Origin of the sequence: Belliella marina (assembly GCF_042682445.1) — a bacterium.
Lineage (GTDB): Bacteria > Bacteroidota > Bacteroidia > Cytophagales > Cyclobacteriaceae > Belliella > Belliella marina.
On record NZ_JBHUHR010000039.1, the window covers coordinates 189,328 to 206,310 of the forward strand.

Below are 16,983 nucleotides of genomic sequence, written 5' to 3' on the forward strand. Positions count from 1 at the left end.
TCAAAAGTACTTATTAAATTATGAGCACAGACAAAGAAATGTCCGATGAGGATAAGGTGACCCAAGCAACTCAAAGTCAGGAAGCACAGGGTAAAGATGAATTATCGAATGAAACAAACCAAGCCTCTGAAGAAGAGTTGGACCAGGAAGAGGAGACTGAGGTAGAAGAGGAGGTCGATTATTCTTCACTATCAAAGGAAGAGCTTGTGGTAGAATTGAAAGCTGTGTTGGCATTGCAGAATTATGCGAAAGCTGACCAAAAAGTGAATGAAATCAAATCTGCTTATGATGAATACTTTCATAAGGAGAAAGATGAAGCACTCCAACAATTTTTGGCTGATGGGGGAGAGGCAGATGATTTTCAGTTCAAAAAATCAAACTTAGACACAGAGTTTTATGTTCTGATCCATGATTTTAAAGTGAAAAAATCAGAATTTTTCAAAGATCAGGAAAAACAAAAAGAACAAAATCTCCAAGCGAAAAATGCCATATTGGATAGATTGAGAGACTTGGTAGATGGGGAAGAGACGACCTTGAGTATCAATGCCATCAAATCCATCCAAGAAGAATGGAAGAAAATAGGGCAGGTGCCAGCTGCACAAAACAGAAATCTGTGGGCATCTTACAACGCTTTGATGGATAGATTCTATGATAATAGAAGCATATACTTCGAACTCAAAGAATTGGATAGAAAGAAGAACCTGGAGCAGAAAACAGAGATTTGTGAAAAGGCAGAAACGCTCGTAAAGGTAGAAGACCTCACTGAGGCCATAAAAGCACTCAACGACCTCCATGAAGAGTTCAAGCACATAGGTCCTGTACCACGTGAGGAGCAGGAAGCGCTTTGGACAAGGTTCAAAACTGCATCTGATGCTGTGTATGATAGGCGTAAAGAGTATTATGATAGCCAAAAAGAAGTCTACAAGGACAATCTTGAGCTAAAGGAAAAATTGATATTGAAGCTTGAAGAATACGCTGAATTTAAGGCAAGCAAAATCAAGGAATGGAATGTGAAGACCAAGGAGGTCCTTGCAATACAAAAAGAATGGGAAGCAGTAGGTCCAGTACCAAAAGAATTGGGCAAAGAGATCAATAAGAAGTTTTGGAGTTTGTTCAAGCATTTCTTCCAAAACAAGAACCATTTCTTCAAAGAACTCGATGAAGTCCGTTTGGCGAATAAAAACAAAGCGGAAGAGCTGATCGTGCAAGCAGAGGGATTGGTGGATAGTACAGCTTGGCAGGAAACAGCCAACAAGTTGATCGCATTGCAGCAGGAATGGAGAAACCTTGGACCGACACCCGAAAAAGTCCGTGATGATCTCTACAATAGGTTCAAGAAAGCCTGTGATTCATTCTTTGAAAACAGGAGATCTGCCAACAAAGCGGTGAACAAAGAATTTGATGAAAACCTGAAGACAAAGATAGCGCTTTGTGAGGAAATCAAGGCGGAGGCCGATTCGGAAAGCCTTTCTGAAGAAAGTTTGGAGTCGAAGATTTTACAATTCAATGAGATTGGATTTGTACCAAGAAAAAACATGAAAGAGGTGCTGGCAAGCTTCAATGAGGCTGTGGACTATTATGTAGAAAAACTGGGGATTCAAGGTGGAAATAAAGATGAGTTTTTGTTCAGATTGAACCTAAACAAGCTTCAATCTGATCCAAATGGCAATAGGGTTCTTAACAAAAAAGAACATGGAATCAGAAAACAGATTTCAGATTTGGAAAATAACATCACGTTGTGGAAAAATAACCTTGAGTTTTTTGCTGCATCCAAGACCGCCGATAAGTTGAAAGACCAGTTTGATGACAAAATCAAGAAGGCTGAAACGGAAATTGACAAGTTGAAGAAAAAACTTTCAATCTTGAGAGAATTTTAATTGACTCATAAATAGGGAGATAGTTTTATCTCCCTAATTTTTTTTCAATTCAGTTTTGGAGGTAAAAATTAAGCTGCTATATTTGCAGAGTCTTAAGGGAAAAACAGCCCAAAAGATTGAAAAAAGCCTCTTTAGCTCAGCTGGTAGAGCAACTGACTTGTAATCAGTAGGTCATTGGTTCGATCCCGATAAGAGGCTCCAAAGGATAACGGAAACGTTATCCTTTTTTCATTTTAAGGTATTTTGTTTTTGGATCAAGGATGGGATCAGTCCAAAAAGTTGGGGGATTTTTGCTTTTGCCTCAAGGTCTGCTGGAATTTTTCAAAGTGACCAAAGTCGCCCTTCATGACAATTCTTATTATATTTATCTGGAAGACCTAAATATCCATCCCGAACACCTACAGGGGGTCAATATTATTTCCAAAGGTTTTTTTAAGGTTGCTTCCGTAGGTTTAAAAGACGATGCTTTCCGTATTTACTTGAATGAATTGAACATTCATCCCGAACATCTTCAAAGTTGAAAAATAATAAAGTAGACAAGCTGGATTTCAGAATTGGTGGCTAAGTCTGGTTTCCAAAAGTCATATGTCATCTGGAAGAAATAGGGGCTGTCTTAATTCACTTGTTATTACAACAATAGGGATGTTTGTCTTTCTTATTTAACATAATATAAATTATATAACACACAAACTCTTTTAGATAATTTATTTTTTGGATAAAAATTGAGTGTATAAATCTCTACCCATACTTGCATATTGACTTGATTTATAGCTTGAAAAATCAAAAGAATTAACTTTGTCAAATTTCTCTTTATAAAATTCTAAATTACCAATTATGCCATCTTCCAACCCTAGTCTTTGACAAATGATAATTCCATTAATTGCTGTTGTATTGAGAACTTTATTTTTAACATTCCTGTCAGTAGTCCATTTTGAAAGATCAATTTTTTGTTTGATCGCACTAATTATATAATCGATATTTTCAGAGCAAAAACTAATATAATCTGATAGCAAATCTTCGTTGTTACTATTATTCAATAAATCATTTTTATTTTCATTATCCCAGATACTAAAAAAGCTATCAGTTCCACTTAATTTAACTATTGGTTTCAATCCATAACTAACTATAGAAGTGGTTTTAATTTTATCTCGATCAAAGAAATATTTTTCAAACATATCTTCAAGAGCCCCCATCCCATTTAAACGATTTATCACTGCTTTAGCTATGGACTCTGATGAAAATGGTTTCAACATAAGACCAATCGTTTGTTTTAAATCAGATTTGGCATTCGTTTGTGTTGAATTGATTTCTAGAAAGAGGTTTGCCTCGAACTTAGTTTTGTCAATAGATTTTACTCCTGGAGGGTAAATTATTCCCGTTACCAATAGATTTTGTCGTTTCCTCATTTTTGCAATATTATCTTCATAAAGCCCTCCCTCATGATACGCAAAAACTCTATGTTGACCATCGATCAATCCTATATAATTATACCCTTTTGGTATTTCAATAATGCCTGGTTCAGTCTTTGTAAGTTTATCTGGATCAACAGTATTCCGGTTTTTATCTAATAGTTTTGTGGTACTTGGTAGAGTAACAATTATATTATTTATAAAAACTCTTCCTTCAGTTTTTAAATACTTTCGAATTGCACTTATCTTAGCCTTACTAATCATCCGTTGATATAAACCTACTTCATCCCTCCAACCATCACTCCTAAGCACATAACTTCTTTCTAACAATGAGTCAGGATCAACATAAAAAGAAACAACTTTGTATCCTCTAGGAAAATTGCTATGAGAATGAGGTAGGATTGAGCCCTCATAAACATCATTAGCATTTGAAGTCAAAATGCTATTCATGCCTATATTATTTATTGAAAGCCCTAAAAAGTGAAACAGTTCAAATCTAGATGACAACTTAATAGCATCAGTCACGCTTTTAAAATATCTTAATGTTGGATAATTAAAATATTTAATTCCTGAAATTAAGTCTTGATGCGTTTTTTTTACATTATATTTTGCACAGTAAAGAATAATAACTTTACATTGATCCGAGTCAAATAAATCACTTCTGGTTTCTTTGAGGCTGGGAAATTTATTTTCGTAAAAATCTAAAAAGACTGAAGTATCCTTTAATATTTCATCATAAACTATTTTCTTAGGCTTAAGATGATCACCAACCTTATCTGCTTTGCTTACGGTGTATTCTATTAGGATAATAATATTTTCATAAATATAAACATCATCAAAATCACTTTTAGCACCATTGTAAATAAATTCTTTATCACTAATGTATCCAACTCTTGTGAAACCAGAGTTACCAAAAATACCTCGAACTTCTTTTCGATAAGCATTTTTTTCTTTTTCATGTGGAGTAAGTTTTACACTCCTTTTGCTTTTTGTTTTGGGTTTTGCTTTAGCCATAACTATTCATAATCTTTTTCATCTAAATTCACTTTTATCCGACTAATTATGATATCTGATTTGGGTAAATCAATTAATTCTTCCAATACAAATTCCTTTTTAAATTTATGAGTTACTTGAGTTGTATAGGAATATAATTTTTTATTTGATAACAAATCATAAAAATCATTAATATTAGAGATAAAACGAAATCTTGGATCAATACCAAATTTTGATAAAGGTGCCTTGCTAATAGCATGATTTAAAAAGGTTTCTATTCTATTTTTTTGACTTATTGATTTAACCAAAACATCATATTGAATTACAAAAAGACTATTAACTTTTTGGGGAGTAGCTTGTGAACGTTCAACATGTATTTTTATAATCTCATCAAGTCCTTCAGCTTTTAGTTTTCTATAAAATAATCTGGCGAACTTTAAAGCTCTAAGATCAAGGATTAATTTTTGAAACTTATTCTGCTCCATTGATCCCTTTTCTTCGAGCTCATATTCCTTGCGTTTTTGCTTTCCAGTTTCTTTGAGGTAATTGTTAAACATACTTATGTAGTCCTCGTTCAATTCAAACCCAATATATCTTCTTTTCATATTATCTGCTTTAGATAATACAGCCCCAGATCCAGAAAAACAGTCTAACACAACATCATTTTCTTCTGTAGTTATTTTCAGCATTTGAGCAATCATATCTTCAGGTAATGGACAAAAATGCTTAATGTAGCCTTTCCCCCAAGATCCTTGCATAGGAATATCAAAATTCCAAATGGCTTCAGGAGTTTTACCTTTTGGATTATATCGTTCTGGATATTTCACCCACCACTTTTTAAGTGATTGAAAATCTCTCACTTTATCTATGTTGAAATTGTAATTTTTCGTTTTAGAAAACAATAATACATATTCAAACAAACTTCTCATTTGACCTTTATGAGCCCAAGGTACTGTCCTGTCTTTTCCCCAAATAATAACTTCTTGAAGTTTCCATCCAACTTCACTAATTTTATTTGAGAAATCAAAAGGTAAGGGAACTACTTCTCCATCTTTCCTAAATGTATCAATAATAACCCACAATGTTCCGGAATCTTTAGTTATATCAAAAACTTGCTCAAAAACTAACCTTAAATCTTCTAGGTACTCGTTATATTTCTGACCAAATCCAATTTGATTTTTATATCCATAATCTTTTAAGTTAAAATATGGTGGAGAAGTAATTGTAACATCCACAATTGGTTCTTTGACAATTGTACCTATCTTTCGAGCATCAACATTATGTACTTTAAAAATATCTTTCATTCTTTATTTAAAGCAAGTGATTTTTAACTTTTTAAAAATACAAGTTTTGTTTTAAAATAAAATGAATTGAAATAATTAAGATTTTAATAAATGGAAAATCATCCAAGAATTGACAAAAACAATACAATAATTAAGAAATCAAAAATTATTCTTGGAAGTTTTCCGACTTGGGCTTTAACAAATCCAGATCCTGAAAAAAATGAAACTTTCAAAGAAAAGGAAAATGAAAGGATGAAAAATGGTGATTTACATTTTTTCTATGGGAGTTCAACTAATAAATTTTGGTTATGGTATCAAAAATATATTGATCAAAAAGTTGCAAAAAATGATATCCACTCTCTGATAAACAGTTTAGAAAATAATTCAATCGGTATAACTGATGTAATAATGAGTTGTAATCGAAAAAATAAATCCAGTTTAGATAAACATTTAACAAATAGATTATATAACCATCATTTTTTTCAGATACCAAAAACTGGGGGGAAAATAAAAATTCTTTGTACTTCGAAGGGAGTGATGAACGAAATGTTGTTGAATACACAATTTTTTAAAATGCATAATAATTTAACACTTAATTTAGAAAAATCGTTGATCTTACAAAATCAAATTATTCAAGATATTATGTGTGACACTGAATTAATTAAGAAACCAATTTGTAGTGTAATTAATGTTAATTCAGGTGGAACAATAGAATGTATTGCAATTCCTTCACCAGGTAGTCCATATAGAAGGTTGATTGATTTTGGATTTAATTGTAACGACGCAGATAACTTCTTAAATAATTACTTAAAAGCAACATTTAAATGGTTTAGTAATTGATTATTCCCGAATAAGTCACAAAATCAACTGCGCCACAGACTTATCTTTTTCTCACCCCCCAGTCAAATTAAAAGACCCAACATAATAATTGGGATTCAATTTTACTGGAAGTTTTTTGCCTACTTTATATTCCGACCATTGTGTGTCTGCTGGTAGTCGTACTTTCTTTTTACCTATCTGAACATCTACTGGGATATTGAATGTTGCAATGCAATTTGCCCAGCGATAATGCAGCGTATTTTCCTGGTCATAATAATACTCCAATGTAGGTATGGAAATATTCCTCAGATACTGGTCAAAGAAACTCTCCAAATCCAATCCTGATTTTTCGATGATATAATTCTCGATTTGCGCTGTAGTGACGGTCTGATGGTAAAACTCTTCGTTCAATCCCCTGAGGATACTTCTCCATTTGTCATCATCATTCAATACCTCACGAAGCGTATTCAACATATTTCCTCCTTTGGAATACATATCGCCGGAACCTTGTCTGTTGATTCCGTATACTCCTATCATTGGGATTTTGTTCAGGATCTTACTTCTGGTGCCTCTCACATATTCCTGCCCTGCTTTTTTGCCATAATGGTACTCTACAAACAAGCTCTCAGAGTAGTTTGTGAAGCTTTCGTGAATCCACATATCTGCGACATCCTTATAGGTGATATTGTTGGCAAACCATTCATGCCCGGATTCATGGATGATGATAAAATCAAACTTTAATCCCCATCCAGTTCCACTCAGATCAGTTCCCCTGTATCCATTTTCATAGCCATTGCCATAGGTGACTGAGCTCTGATGCTCCATTCCCAAATAGGGTGCTTCCACAAGTTTGAATCCATCCTCATAAAATGGATATGGCCCAAACCAATATTCAAATGCTTCCATCATTCTGGTCGCATCTTTGAATTGCTTCTTGGCTTTGTCCAGGTTATAGCTCAATGGATAATAATCCATTTTCAAAGGACCTTTTTCTCCCTGGTAGATTTCATCAAAGTGTACATAATCACCAACATTGATATTTACGCCGTATCCATTGATAGGATTGCTTACAAACCAGCGGTATGTTTTAGTCAAATCACTTTCTTCTACTTCCCTAAGCTGTCCATTGGAGACATTCATCAGATCCTTGGGAACTTTGACACTTATCAACATACTATCAGGTTCATCCGCTGGGTGGTCTTTGCTTGGCCACCAGATACTGGATCCTATTCCTTGATTGGAATTTGCGATAAACCAATTCTCATTCTCATCTTTGGACCAAGTCAATCCACCATCCCATGGCGGCCTGATAGCTTCTTTGGGTTGTCCTTCATAGCTGATTTCAATGGATTCATACTCCCCTGCTATTTGCTTTTTTTGAAGTTGGACAAAATGTGCAGCACCATCTTTTTTCACTTCCAAGCTTTTTCCATCTTGCTTTACCAGCGTGATTTTCATTGGTTTCTGGAGATCTATCTGCAAAACCTGATGTGGTTCTTTTACAAGATATCTAACTGTATTTGTACCACTTATAGATTTTGATTCAGGTTTTACTTCAATATCCAAATGGTAGTAGTTCAAATCCCACCAAGCCCTTTCAGGAGTAATGCTTCCCCTTAATGTATCAGCACGGGTAATCCTTTGCTGGGATTGGCTCTCAGAAATAAATGAGATGATTGATAAAACCAACAAAGAGAGCTTGAATATTTTTCCTTTGATCAGAGACATGAAATATAATTTAATTTTTTTATCAGAATTAAATGAGTGGAAAGCGTGCTGTTGACTGTAAACGGTTGACAGTTGACGATTATCCGCTAAATGCAAAGTGTTTAATTTGCCTTTTGGTATCATTTCGGATAATCAAACAAACTTAAATCCCTCCTGGAGGACAATGATTTTTAAGATAATCTGTGAAGAGTTTTCTCAAATGTGCTGTTGTTCCCGGTCCTTCCGAAATGGAATGGCTCCTATTGGGATAAGGCATGATTTGAAACAATTTACCATGTTTTATCAATTCATTGACGAGAATATCCGCATTGGCATAATGTACATTGTCATCCCCAGTGCCATGGATATAAAGTAAGTTTCCTTCCAGGTTTTTTGCGTGCGTTACGGGAGATCCATCTATAAAATCCTGTAGGTTTTCTTGGGGAAGTCCCATATACCTTTCTTGATAGATGTTGTCGTATGTCAATTGGTCGGCAACAGCAGCTATTGCAATGCCAGTTTTATAGATTTCGGGATATTGAAACAACAGGTTTAAAGTAGCAGAACCTCCCCCACTCCAGCCCCAAACGGCTATCCTATCGGGATCGACAAAGCCCCACTCTGCAATTTGTTTGGCAGCAGCAGCCTGATCTGAGATATTGAGTTGGCCTACTTTTCTATAGATACTCTTTCTCCATTCCCTTCCTTTTGGCACAGGTGTCCCCCTGTTGTCCAGACTGATGTAGATATATCCATCTTCTGCCATATCTCCATCATACAGCCTGTTATATCCTATACCGAACCCATCTTTAACATTGGCTCCCCATGGTTCTGTATAGACATAAAATACGACTGGGTATTTTTTTGTTTCATCAAATGCCTTTGGTTTGACCATCCAGCCATCCATTGTTACATTGTCTTCAATGGTAATTTGAAAGAATTCCACATTTTTGTCCTGCTGTTTGGAGGTTATATTTTGGGAAATACTCTCCTTTTGATTTAAAACCTGATGCTTTGGCAAGCTAATCCATTCCCGAAGTGGCTGGGTGTAGTTGTTTTGAAACTGATGAATGGCATAGGCTGCATTGGGTGAAAATTCATAATGGTGAAGTCCCTCCAATCCTTGAGGTGTGACTTTCTCAAGTTTGCCTTTTCCATCCATTCTTGTTCTGTATAGATATTTTTGTGTTGCGTTGTTGGGAGAAGCATGGAAATAGATCCAATTTTCCTTTTCGTCCACACCAAGTAGATTCATCACATCAAAGGCTCCTTTGGTGATCAATTTCTCTTTGCCGTCCATATCGATCCGATAGATGTGTTTCCAGCCGTCTTTTTCACTCAACCATAGAAATTCCTTTCCTTTATTGATCCATTTGATTTCATGTCTGAAAGTCAATCCGTATACATTGTCCCAACTGGACAATACATCAATCCAAGCTTGATCCGTTTCATTATAAATAGCAGCAACATTCAAGTCGGGAATATTGATTTTGAATATCCTGCTTTCATTTTGTTTCCTATTCAATTGTTGGACCAACAGTGTATTTGCTGAATTCCACTCCATTCTTGGAAGATAGTGTTGGTCTGGTTCTCCTGGAATTGGCAACCAGTCTAGCTTTTCGGTTGCCAGTTCTATAACCCCGATTCTCGCAGGTGAAGGTGAGTAACCTACTTTTGGGTATTCTATAGGGATTATTTGCGAATAGACCGAATCGGTATTGTTGATCATATAAAAGTCTCTGATCTTTTCGGCATCGATTTGCCAAAAGGAAAGATGCGTTCCATCAGGACTCCACTGGAATCCATCCCTGCAGGCAAACTCTTCTTCATAAGCCCAGTCAAATGTCCCATTGATTAGTTTTCTGTTTCCATCATGGGTCAATTGTGCGATTTTTCCATCAGAGATCGATTCAGAATACAGGTTAGACTCACTGACATAGGCCACATTTTTGCCGGTCGGGTCAATTTTAGCAAATTGAAGACTCGACTCAGGAAGACCTTGCCCTAGTTGTTTCAAAGATTTCCTAGCTACATCATAGATCCAATAATCTCCCCGGGTATCCAGCCTCCATACTTTTCTAGTATTCGTATAGATCAAAACCAGATTTTCATCTGATGAGACAGCATAATCTCTTACTTTCAATGGGGTATCTGAGTCCAAAGGTTTGAGGTTTTCCAACGTCAAAAACACTTTAGCCACATTTCCTGGAAGTTGGTATTTTATGATTTGGTCGTTTTCAATCTTGAAATAGCTATCATCTTTGCCATTCCAATTGATCGTCTGTGCAGTGCTGTCTTTGAAATAAAGGACTATGCAAAGCAGCAATAAAAATTTCATTAAGGTTTTAGTGATTTTCATACCGGGAAAATACTAAAATAAATAATCCAAACCTGAACCTTAATGATCTGAGGGGGAATTTTAGGATAGATTGTACAAGGAAATGATTAAATACTATGATCGATTTCTGCAAGTTCTTCCAACAATTGCACATAATCAAACTGCAAATCTTCATGGAGCTTTGCTATCAGGGTATTGATTTTCTTGATTTGGGAATTGTAAAGGTTGTCGATCACCGGATGTCTGAATTGCAGGTATCCGTACTCCTTGAGTTTTTGGCAGAAAAAAATAATCAGCTCTATTTGGGCTGTTTTGTCTTTACTGAGTTTAAGGTTTTTGTTAAGTTTTCGCCTGACTGCCTGGGCAGATTTTTTGGCGAAATGGTAATTTCTGGAATTGGATTTTTGAAATTCAGATTCCAACTCTTCTTTGACCATTTCGACAAAAATCCCAGGATTCTCTTTTTCAAAGAGTTTGAAAAATAAATAGGCTTTGTTGTCCGTGCTGAATTTACTTAAATCAATGATCAATTCCCGAAGGTCTTTCTCATTGAGATAAGCTAATTCTTTTTTTAATTCAGCTAGACTAGCAATTTTCATTTTTCAACTAACTTCACTTGTATAGCGCTTAGTCCTTTTGCAGTCTTTTCTGTTTCAAAAGTCACTTTGTCATTTTCCTGTATTTGGTCCAGACAACCATTTACATGAACAAATATACTTTCCTGTGTTTGTTCGTCTTTGATAAAGCCGTAACCTTTTGAATCATTGAAAAAGGTAACTTTCCCTTTCCTTCCAGCTCCATCGTCTTCCGTCTCTATAGTTTTAGAGACTCCGATCTCGATGCTATCTACATCGATTTCTTTTCTTTTCTTGGTTGGATCAGGTGGTGTTGAGGTGATATTTCCAAATTCATCCACGTAGGCAATCATATCTTCAAAATCCGTGGATTTTTCATTTGATTTCCGGGCTTCTTTCTTATCTACCTTTTCCTGTTTCTTTTTTTGTCTTAATTTTTCCTTCTCTTTTTTGTTAAAGGTCTCTCTTGATTTTGCCATATTTGCAAAATACTTGGTTTTTTTGAAGAATTCCTATTTTATTCCAAGAAGTATTTTCAAATCATCCCACAAAATTTTTGTTGGAATGGGTGTTTGTAGGATTTAAAGGAATGTTGGGCCGAGGCAAAGCCGAATTAAAGCCTTCTTACCCAAATGTTTCTAAAGCTCACCAAATCCCCATGATCCTGGAGTACGAATGGCAACTCTTCGTCATGTGCCTTATAGTTTGGTATCCCAATATATTCTGTTGGCCCTTTCAGTTCTACGGCATTCTGTACCAATATCCCATTGTGGATCACAGTAACTTTGGCAGGGGAAATCAGCATGCCGTCTTTGTTGAATCTGGGCGCAGTGAAAAAGATATCATAGGTATTCCATTCTCCAGGGGCTTTGGTGGCATTCACCAATGGCGGGTATTGCTTGTAGATACTTGCTGCTTGGCCATTCGAATAGGTGCGGCTCTCATAAGAATCCAAAACCTGGACTTCGTACATTCCCATGATGAGGACTCCTGAGTTGCCCCTGCCCTGCCCTTCTCCTTTTATTACAGTTGGGGAAGCCCATTCTATATGCAGTTGCATGTCTCCAAAAGCTTCTTTGGTCTTGATATCCCCTGATTTGGGATTCACTGTCATGGCATTGTTTTCTACTTTCCATGCCGCGGGAGCCCCATCTCTATTGCTTACAAAGCTATCCAGGTTTTTACCGTCAAATATAACAATGGCATCACTTGGAGCTTCATGGTTTTGCTTTCCGGGATCTACTTTTCTGGGTACGGGTTCCCAAAACTCGGTTGCCTCAGGTGGTAGTTTGATGTCTTTTTGTTGTGCCATAAGCGGTGAAGCCGAACAAAGTGCCAGCATTACACCCAAACTTTTCATATAGGTTTTCATAGGGTATCTTGGTTTGTTAGTAAACTTCCAAATTAAACCAATATTTATCAAATCGAAAGCCATTGATGGAATTTACTTCCTGAGAGCAGTGGTTTTTAGAATTATATTTCCAATGAAGGCACGAATACAGTTTGTAAGTCGGAGAAAATAGCGAAATTTGATCCAAATCTCTTTATTGTGTCAGCAACTATCCTTCTACTTACCCCTCCATTTACCCAACTCAATACCCCCTACCCAGCCACTGCATATATCAAAGGCTATCTCAATACCTTGGATAAAAAATCTTTACAGGCTGACTTAGGCTTAAACGTGATTTTGAGGATTTTTTCTAAAAAAGGTTTAACTGAGGTATTTCAAAGTATTGAAAAACTGGATATTAAAAAACTATCACATAACAGCCAGAGGATCATCAGGCTTCAAGATGAGTATCTCCACACGATAACTCCGGTCATCAATTTTCTCCAATTCAAGAACCCAACCATTGCATACAATATTTGTGATGGGGATTTTCTTCCACAAGCTTCAAGGTTTGATTTGGTTGATGAGCTGGATTGGGCATTTGGCACGATGGGAATCCAAGACAAAGCAAGGCACTTGGCAACGCTTTACCTGGAGGATTTGGGAGATTTGATCCAAGAGGCGTTGGATCCAAATTTTGGTTTTAGCCGATATGCTGAGAGGTTGGGAAGATCAGCTGTATCCTTTGATCCATTACAGGAATCCTTGTTGGCTGCCCCTTCATTTGTGGATGAAGTGCTGATTGAAGAACTTGAAAAATGCATCCTAGAAGCAAGCCCACAGATTGTATGTCTGTCTGTGCCGTTTCCCGGAAACCTATATGGTTCGCTCAGATGTGGGCAATATATCAAAAAGAACCATCCAAAAATAAAGGTCATCATGGGTGGTGGCTACCCCAATACCGAACTGCGTTCACTGAAGGAGTCTAGGGTTTTCGAATATGTGGATTTTATCACTTTGGATGATGGGGAAAGGCCATTGGCAAATCTAATGGAGTTTTTTGAAGGTGAAAGGGAATTGAAGGATTTGAAAAGAACCTTTGCACGGATAGATGAGGAAGTTGTTTATTGCAATGGTTCGAGGGATCGTGATATTCCTTTTAGCAAAACTGGAACCCCAGATTATCGGGGACTGTACTTGGATAAGTATTTGTCAGTGATAGAAATTGTCAACCCCATGCACAGGCTCTGGTCAGATGGCAGATGGAACAAGCTGACTATGGCACACGGCTGTTATTGGAAAAGATGCTCTTTTTGCGATATTTCACTGGATTACATCAAAAATTATGAGCCTATTTCTGCCTCATTGATTTGTGATAGAATAGAGGAATTGATTGAGCAGACAGGACAAACAGGATTCCATTTTGTAGATGAAGCTGCGCCCCCTGCCCTGATGAGAGAAATGGCTATTGAGATCCTGAGAAGAAACCTGAAAATTACTTGGTGGACCAATATCCGCTTCGAAGAGCGCTTTACCTTCGATCTTTGTAGACTCCTGAAAGCTTCAGGCTGCATAGCCGTATCAGGCGGATTGGAGGTAGCATCTGATAGGCTTTTGGAAATGATGCAAAAAGGTGTCAATGTAGCCCAAGTGGCGAGGGTTGCCCATCATTTTACAGAATCGGGTATCATGGTCCATGCTTACCTGATGTATGGATTCCCTACGCAAACTGCGCAGGAAACTATCGACAGCTTGGAAATGGTTAGGCAGTTATTTGAAAACAATGCCATACAATCGGGTTTTTGGCATTTGTTTGCGATGACCTCCCATGCACCTATCGGTATAGATCCGGGGAAGTTCAGGGTTGTGAAAATAGGACCGGAAAAGGGATTGTTTGCAGACAATGACTTAAGCCATGAAGATCCAGAAGGAACAGACCATGAAAGCTTCAGTTCCGGTTTAAAAAAGGCACTGTTTAATTACATGCATGGGATCTGTTTTGATTTCCCGTTGCAAGAATGGTTTGATTTCAAAATACCAAGAACGAGCGTATCTCCGAATTTTATCTATAAGGCCATTACAGACAGCAGTGGCACTGTCATCAAGCCAAATGCCAAGTTGATTTGGCTAGGCAACAGGGCTTCGCTAAAAAGAACTAGCTACAACAAAAAAGGCAAAATTGTGGAAGGGGTAGCCCTTGCGGTTGAAAACAAAGCTCAGGCTATAGAGATCAAAGTAAACCAACAAGAAGGAAAATGGCTGATGGCTGTGTTGGAGGAGGTGCGTTTGAAAACCGGCAAAAAGGAAATGACTTTTGCCCAATTTGAAGAATCGTATGAAAAAGCGGGATTGGGCAAAATCGAATTGTTAATCCAAGGCAAACTATGGGCAAGTCTTCTCGAAGCTGGCTTGGTATTGGTATAATAAAAAACCCGGTCTAGAAGACCGGGTTTTTACTCACTTTAACCACTAACAACCATAAAACAAATTCGTCATACAAGCACTTTTTCAAGCGCTATCTGTAATCAGAATGATGAAAAACATCAATTTGTAGTAGTCCGTACGGGAATCGAACCCGTGTTTTATCCGTGAAAGGGATACGTCCTAACCCCTAGACGAACGGACCATAAATAAGAAAAAAGGTTAATTGATTAGTAGTCCGTACGGGAATCGAACCCGTGTTTTATCCGTGAAAGGGATACGTCCTAACCCCTAGACGAACGGACCATTTTAGAATCGAATTAACCTCTTTTCCGTAAGGTGATGCAAATATAGAGGGTTAATTTCACAATGCAAAACATGACCAAAAAATATTTGGTATTCGAATCCAAAACCTTGAATATAAGCGAAAAAAATTTTGGAAGACCTATAGTCCGTAACTAAGTTGTTACGGAAATTGGGTTCTCGGGGCATGGGCTAGGGAAATCGCTTTTAACAATTTCAAAGCGAGGAATCCTTCGAGGGTTGTCCAATTTAGGTGGGGGCAACTTTGTACTTAATACATTGTACTTGGTACTTTCAAAAAAGAAAAATTTCCTAGTAGTCTTTACAAAACTGGTTTATTAACTTCGCATTCTGAAATCAGACACCCAAGATGATTAAAAAAAGAGTAGCCGTAAATGGCTGTGGCCGGATAGGTCGCTTGACGATCAAATTGCTTTTGGAACAGCAAGACATCGAATTGGTTGCTGTCAATGACTTGACCGACCCTTCTACCCTAGCCCACTTGCTACAATATGATTCGGTTCATGGCAAGTACCATCATCAGGTAGTAGAAGTCGATGGTGACTTGTTGATCAATGGAAAGTTGATCAAAATATTTGCAGAGAAAGACCCTTCCCAGATTCCTTGGAAAGCAATGGATGTAGATATTGTGTTGGAGTCCACCGGGAAATTCACGGACATAGAAGGGGCATCAGCCCATCTTCATGCAGGAGCTAAGAAAGTCATCATCACAGCGCCATCCAAGAGCGAAGAGGTACCAACTGTTGTACTTGGTGTGAATGAACATATTTTGGCTGGAAATGAGAAAATCATCTCGAACGCTTCCTGTACGACGAATTGCCTCGCTCCTATGGTCAAGATATTGAATGAGAATTTTGGAATCGTGAAAGGCTTTGTTTCTACAGTTCATTCCTATACCAATGACCAAAATCTCCATGATGCACCACACCGTGATTTGCGAAGGGCGAGAGCGGCAGCTTACTCGATCATTCCTACGACTACACATGCAGCTTTGGCTATGGAGATCGTGTTGCCTGAGGTGAAGGGAAAGATCGAGGCATCAGCCATGAGAGTCCCTGTTCCCGATGGCTCCTTGACCGATTTGATTGTGATATTGGAAAAAGAGACTACTGCTGAAGAAATCAATTCGGTTTTCCGGAATGAATCACAAGGAAGAATGAAAGGGATCGTAGAATATACTTCTGATCCCATTGTTTCGATAGACATCATAGGCAATCCACATTCCTGTATATTTGACTCTGGTTTAACCTCTGCCAAAGGGAATTTGGTCAAGATAGTTGGTTGGTATGATAATGAGTCTGGCTATGCAAACAGACTTGTGGATTTGGTCTTAAAAGTAAAAATGTAATGTGGTTTCCCGATACTTTACCGAGACGGAAATCAATAAAATATATCAGATAAAAATCAACGTACAAAAGCTGTGTACGGTGGCATAGTCAACAGGCTGGATAGATCCTTTGTTGAGGTTGGTCTATAGGACTACTGGAAAAGAAGCGTATTTCTATATTAAATTAAACCTGATATTGGAAAAAAGGCTGCCAAGAGAATCTTGACAGCCCTTTTTTTATTTAATTCATCAGCAACTCTATTAGCTGTACGGGTGCTTTCACCTCTTCAACTTGATCATCAGCTATCTGTTTTTGGAGTTGGTATTCCAATTCGAATATCAAGCCCATTACAAACACCTTGTCCATTCTCAAGTCCCTGTCAAAGCTGTCATATTTTCTTTTTCCAGTCAAGACGATCCCATAATCATGGAAAACCCTTGAGATCTTTTTTAATTCAGTATATCCTTTCATAATTTTTATTTTAGATGCGAGAGTCAAGAAGCGAGACGTCAGACACAAGTGTCATGTCCTGAAACTTCGATATAAAGTGTCAAGTAATTTTAGGACGTAACATGTACC

13 protein-coding genes and 3 tRNA genes are annotated in these 16,983 nt (G+C 37.3%); 6 read left to right on the top strand and 10 right to left on the bottom strand.

What is annotated here, in order from left to right; all coding sequences use genetic code 11:
• Positions 1-20 precede the first annotated feature (20 nt).
• The 3 genes from ACFSKL_RS14745 (at position 21) to ACFSKL_RS14755 (ending at position 2,398) form a co-directional block, all read left to right on the top strand.
• Positions 21-1,877 carry a DUF349 domain-containing protein gene (locus ACFSKL_RS14745; protein WP_376887081.1) on the top strand — a complete coding sequence of 619 codons (1,857 nt, stop codon included), beginning with the start codon at positions 21-23 and terminating at the stop codon, positions 1,875-1,877.
• A gap of 125 nt (positions 1,878-2,002) precedes the next feature.
• Positions 2,003-2,078, top strand: a tRNA-Thr gene (locus ACFSKL_RS14750).
• A gap of 59 nt (positions 2,079-2,137) precedes the next feature.
• Positions 2,138-2,398 (top strand): hypothetical protein, encoded by a 261-nt coding sequence (locus tag ACFSKL_RS14755; RefSeq protein WP_376887082.1) that lies wholly within the window; start codon positions 2,138-2,140, stop codon positions 2,396-2,398.
• Positions 2,399-2,581: 183 nt separating this feature from the next.
• On the opposite strand, the gene ACFSKL_RS14760 is transcribed toward ACFSKL_RS14755, so the two are convergent.
• Both ACFSKL_RS14760 and ACFSKL_RS14765 read right to left on the bottom strand, forming a co-directional pair.
• Entirely contained in the window at positions 2,582-4,300 is a 1,719-nt protein-coding gene (locus ACFSKL_RS14760) for a DGQHR domain-containing protein (RefSeq protein ID WP_376887083.1), read from the bottom strand.
• Positions 4,301-4,302: 2 nt separating this feature from the next.
• On the bottom strand, positions 4,303-5,583 hold the full coding sequence (locus tag ACFSKL_RS14765; RefSeq protein WP_376887084.1) for a DNA-methyltransferase: 1,281 nt from the start codon (positions 5,581-5,583) through the stop codon (positions 4,303-4,305).
• A 90-nt stretch (positions 5,584-5,673) separates the two neighbouring features.
• On the opposite strand from ACFSKL_RS14765, the gene ACFSKL_RS14770 reads away from it, so the two are divergent.
• Positions 5,674-6,402: a uracil-DNA glycosylase family protein gene (locus tag ACFSKL_RS14770; RefSeq protein ID WP_376887085.1), complete on the top strand. Its 729-nt coding sequence runs from the start codon at positions 5,674-5,676 to the stop codon at positions 6,400-6,402.
• 51 nt (positions 6,403-6,453) lie between these two features.
• On the opposite strand, the gene ACFSKL_RS14775 is transcribed toward ACFSKL_RS14770, so the two are convergent.
• The 5 genes from ACFSKL_RS14775 to ACFSKL_RS14795 form a co-directional block, all read right to left on the bottom strand.
• On the bottom strand, positions 6,454-8,109 hold the full coding sequence (locus ACFSKL_RS14775) for a M1 family metallopeptidase (RefSeq protein ID WP_376887086.1): 1,656 nt from the start codon (positions 8,107-8,109) through the stop codon (positions 6,454-6,456).
• Positions 8,110-8,251: 142 nt separating this feature from the next.
• Positions 8,252-10,426, bottom strand: a complete 2,175-nt coding sequence (locus ACFSKL_RS14780; RefSeq protein ID WP_376887087.1) for a S9 family peptidase — start codon at positions 10,424-10,426, stop codon at positions 8,252-8,254.
• 107 nt (positions 10,427-10,533) lie between these two features.
• Positions 10,534-11,025: a hypothetical protein gene (locus ACFSKL_RS14785; protein WP_376887088.1), complete on the bottom strand. Its 492-nt coding sequence runs from the start codon at positions 11,023-11,025 to the stop codon at positions 10,534-10,536.
• Positions 11,022-11,480, bottom strand: coding sequence for a cold-shock protein (locus tag ACFSKL_RS14790; protein WP_376887089.1), 459 nt, complete (start codon positions 11,478-11,480; stop codon positions 11,022-11,024). Before ACFSKL_RS14790 ends, ACFSKL_RS14785 begins: the two co-directional genes overlap by 4 nt.
• A 134-nt stretch (positions 11,481-11,614) precedes the next feature.
• Positions 11,615-12,373 carry a 3-keto-disaccharide hydrolase gene (locus ACFSKL_RS14795; protein WP_376887090.1) on the bottom strand — a complete coding sequence of 253 codons (759 nt, stop codon included), beginning with the start codon at positions 12,371-12,373 and terminating at the stop codon, positions 11,615-11,617.
• Positions 12,374-12,550: 177 nt separating this feature from the next.
• Between ACFSKL_RS14795 and ACFSKL_RS14800 the strand changes: the two genes are divergently transcribed.
• Positions 12,551-14,755, top strand: coding sequence for a B12-binding domain-containing radical SAM protein (locus ACFSKL_RS14800; protein WP_376887091.1), 2,205 nt, complete (start codon positions 12,551-12,553; stop codon positions 14,753-14,755).
• A 130-nt stretch (positions 14,756-14,885) separates the two neighbouring features.
• Here the strand turns inward: ACFSKL_RS14800 and ACFSKL_RS14805 are convergent.
• Positions 14,886-14,957: transfer RNA gene (locus tag ACFSKL_RS14805), tRNA-Glu, on the bottom strand.
• A 29-nt stretch (positions 14,958-14,986) separates the two neighbouring features.
• Positions 14,987-15,058, bottom strand: a tRNA-Glu gene (locus ACFSKL_RS14810).
• Between the two features lie 367 nt (positions 15,059-15,425).
• On the opposite strand from ACFSKL_RS14810, the gene gap reads away from it, so the two are divergent.
• Positions 15,426-16,424, top strand: a complete 999-nt coding sequence (gene gap / locus ACFSKL_RS14815; protein ID WP_376887092.1) for a type I glyceraldehyde-3-phosphate dehydrogenase — start codon at positions 15,426-15,428, stop codon at positions 16,422-16,424.
• A gap of 220 nt (positions 16,425-16,644) precedes the next feature.
• On the opposite strand, the gene ACFSKL_RS14820 is transcribed toward gap, so the two are convergent.
• Positions 16,645-16,875, bottom strand: coding sequence for an acyl carrier protein (locus ACFSKL_RS14820; protein ID WP_376887093.1), 231 nt, complete (start codon positions 16,873-16,875; stop codon positions 16,645-16,647).
• Between the last annotated feature and the right edge of the window lie 108 nt (positions 16,876-16,983).

Bases quoted from the DNA above. Each gene is read 5' to 3' on its own strand.
- ACFSKL_RS14745 (WP_376887081.1), top strand. From the start codon at position 21: ATGAGCACAGACAAAGAAATGTCCGATGAGGATAAGGTGACCCAAGCA.
- ACFSKL_RS14755 (WP_376887082.1), top strand. From the start codon at position 2,138: ATGGGATCAGTCCAAAAAGTTGGGGGATTTTTGCTTTTGCCTCAAGGT.
- ACFSKL_RS14760 (WP_376887083.1), bottom strand. From the start codon at position 4,300: ATGGCTAAAGCAAAACCCAAAACAAAAAGCAAAAGGAGTGTAAAACTT.
- ACFSKL_RS14765 (WP_376887084.1), bottom strand. From the start codon at position 5,583: ATGAAAGATATTTTTAAAGTACATAATGTTGATGCTCGAAAGATAGGT.
- ACFSKL_RS14770 (WP_376887085.1), top strand. From the start codon at position 5,674: ATGGAAAATCATCCAAGAATTGACAAAAACAATACAATAATTAAGAAA.
- ACFSKL_RS14775 (WP_376887086.1), bottom strand. From the start codon at position 8,109: ATGTCTCTGATCAAAGGAAAAATATTCAAGCTCTCTTTGTTGGTTTTA.
- ACFSKL_RS14780 (WP_376887087.1), bottom strand. From the start codon at position 10,426: ATGAAATTTTTATTGCTGCTTTGCATAGTCCTTTATTTCAAAGACAGC.
- ACFSKL_RS14785 (WP_376887088.1), bottom strand. From the start codon at position 11,025: ATGAAAATTGCTAGTCTAGCTGAATTAAAAAAAGAATTAGCTTATCTC.
- ACFSKL_RS14790 (WP_376887089.1), bottom strand. From the start codon at position 11,480: ATGGCAAAATCAAGAGAGACCTTTAACAAAAAAGAGAAGGAAAAATTA.
- ACFSKL_RS14795 (WP_376887090.1), bottom strand. From the start codon at position 12,373: ATGAAAACCTATATGAAAAGTTTGGGTGTAATGCTGGCACTTTGTTCG.
- gap (WP_376887092.1), top strand. From the start codon at position 15,426: ATGATTAAAAAAAGAGTAGCCGTAAATGGCTGTGGCCGGATAGGTCGC.
- ACFSKL_RS14820 (WP_376887093.1), bottom strand. From the start codon at position 16,875: ATGAAAGGATATACTGAATTAAAAAAGATCTCAAGGGTTTTCCATGAT.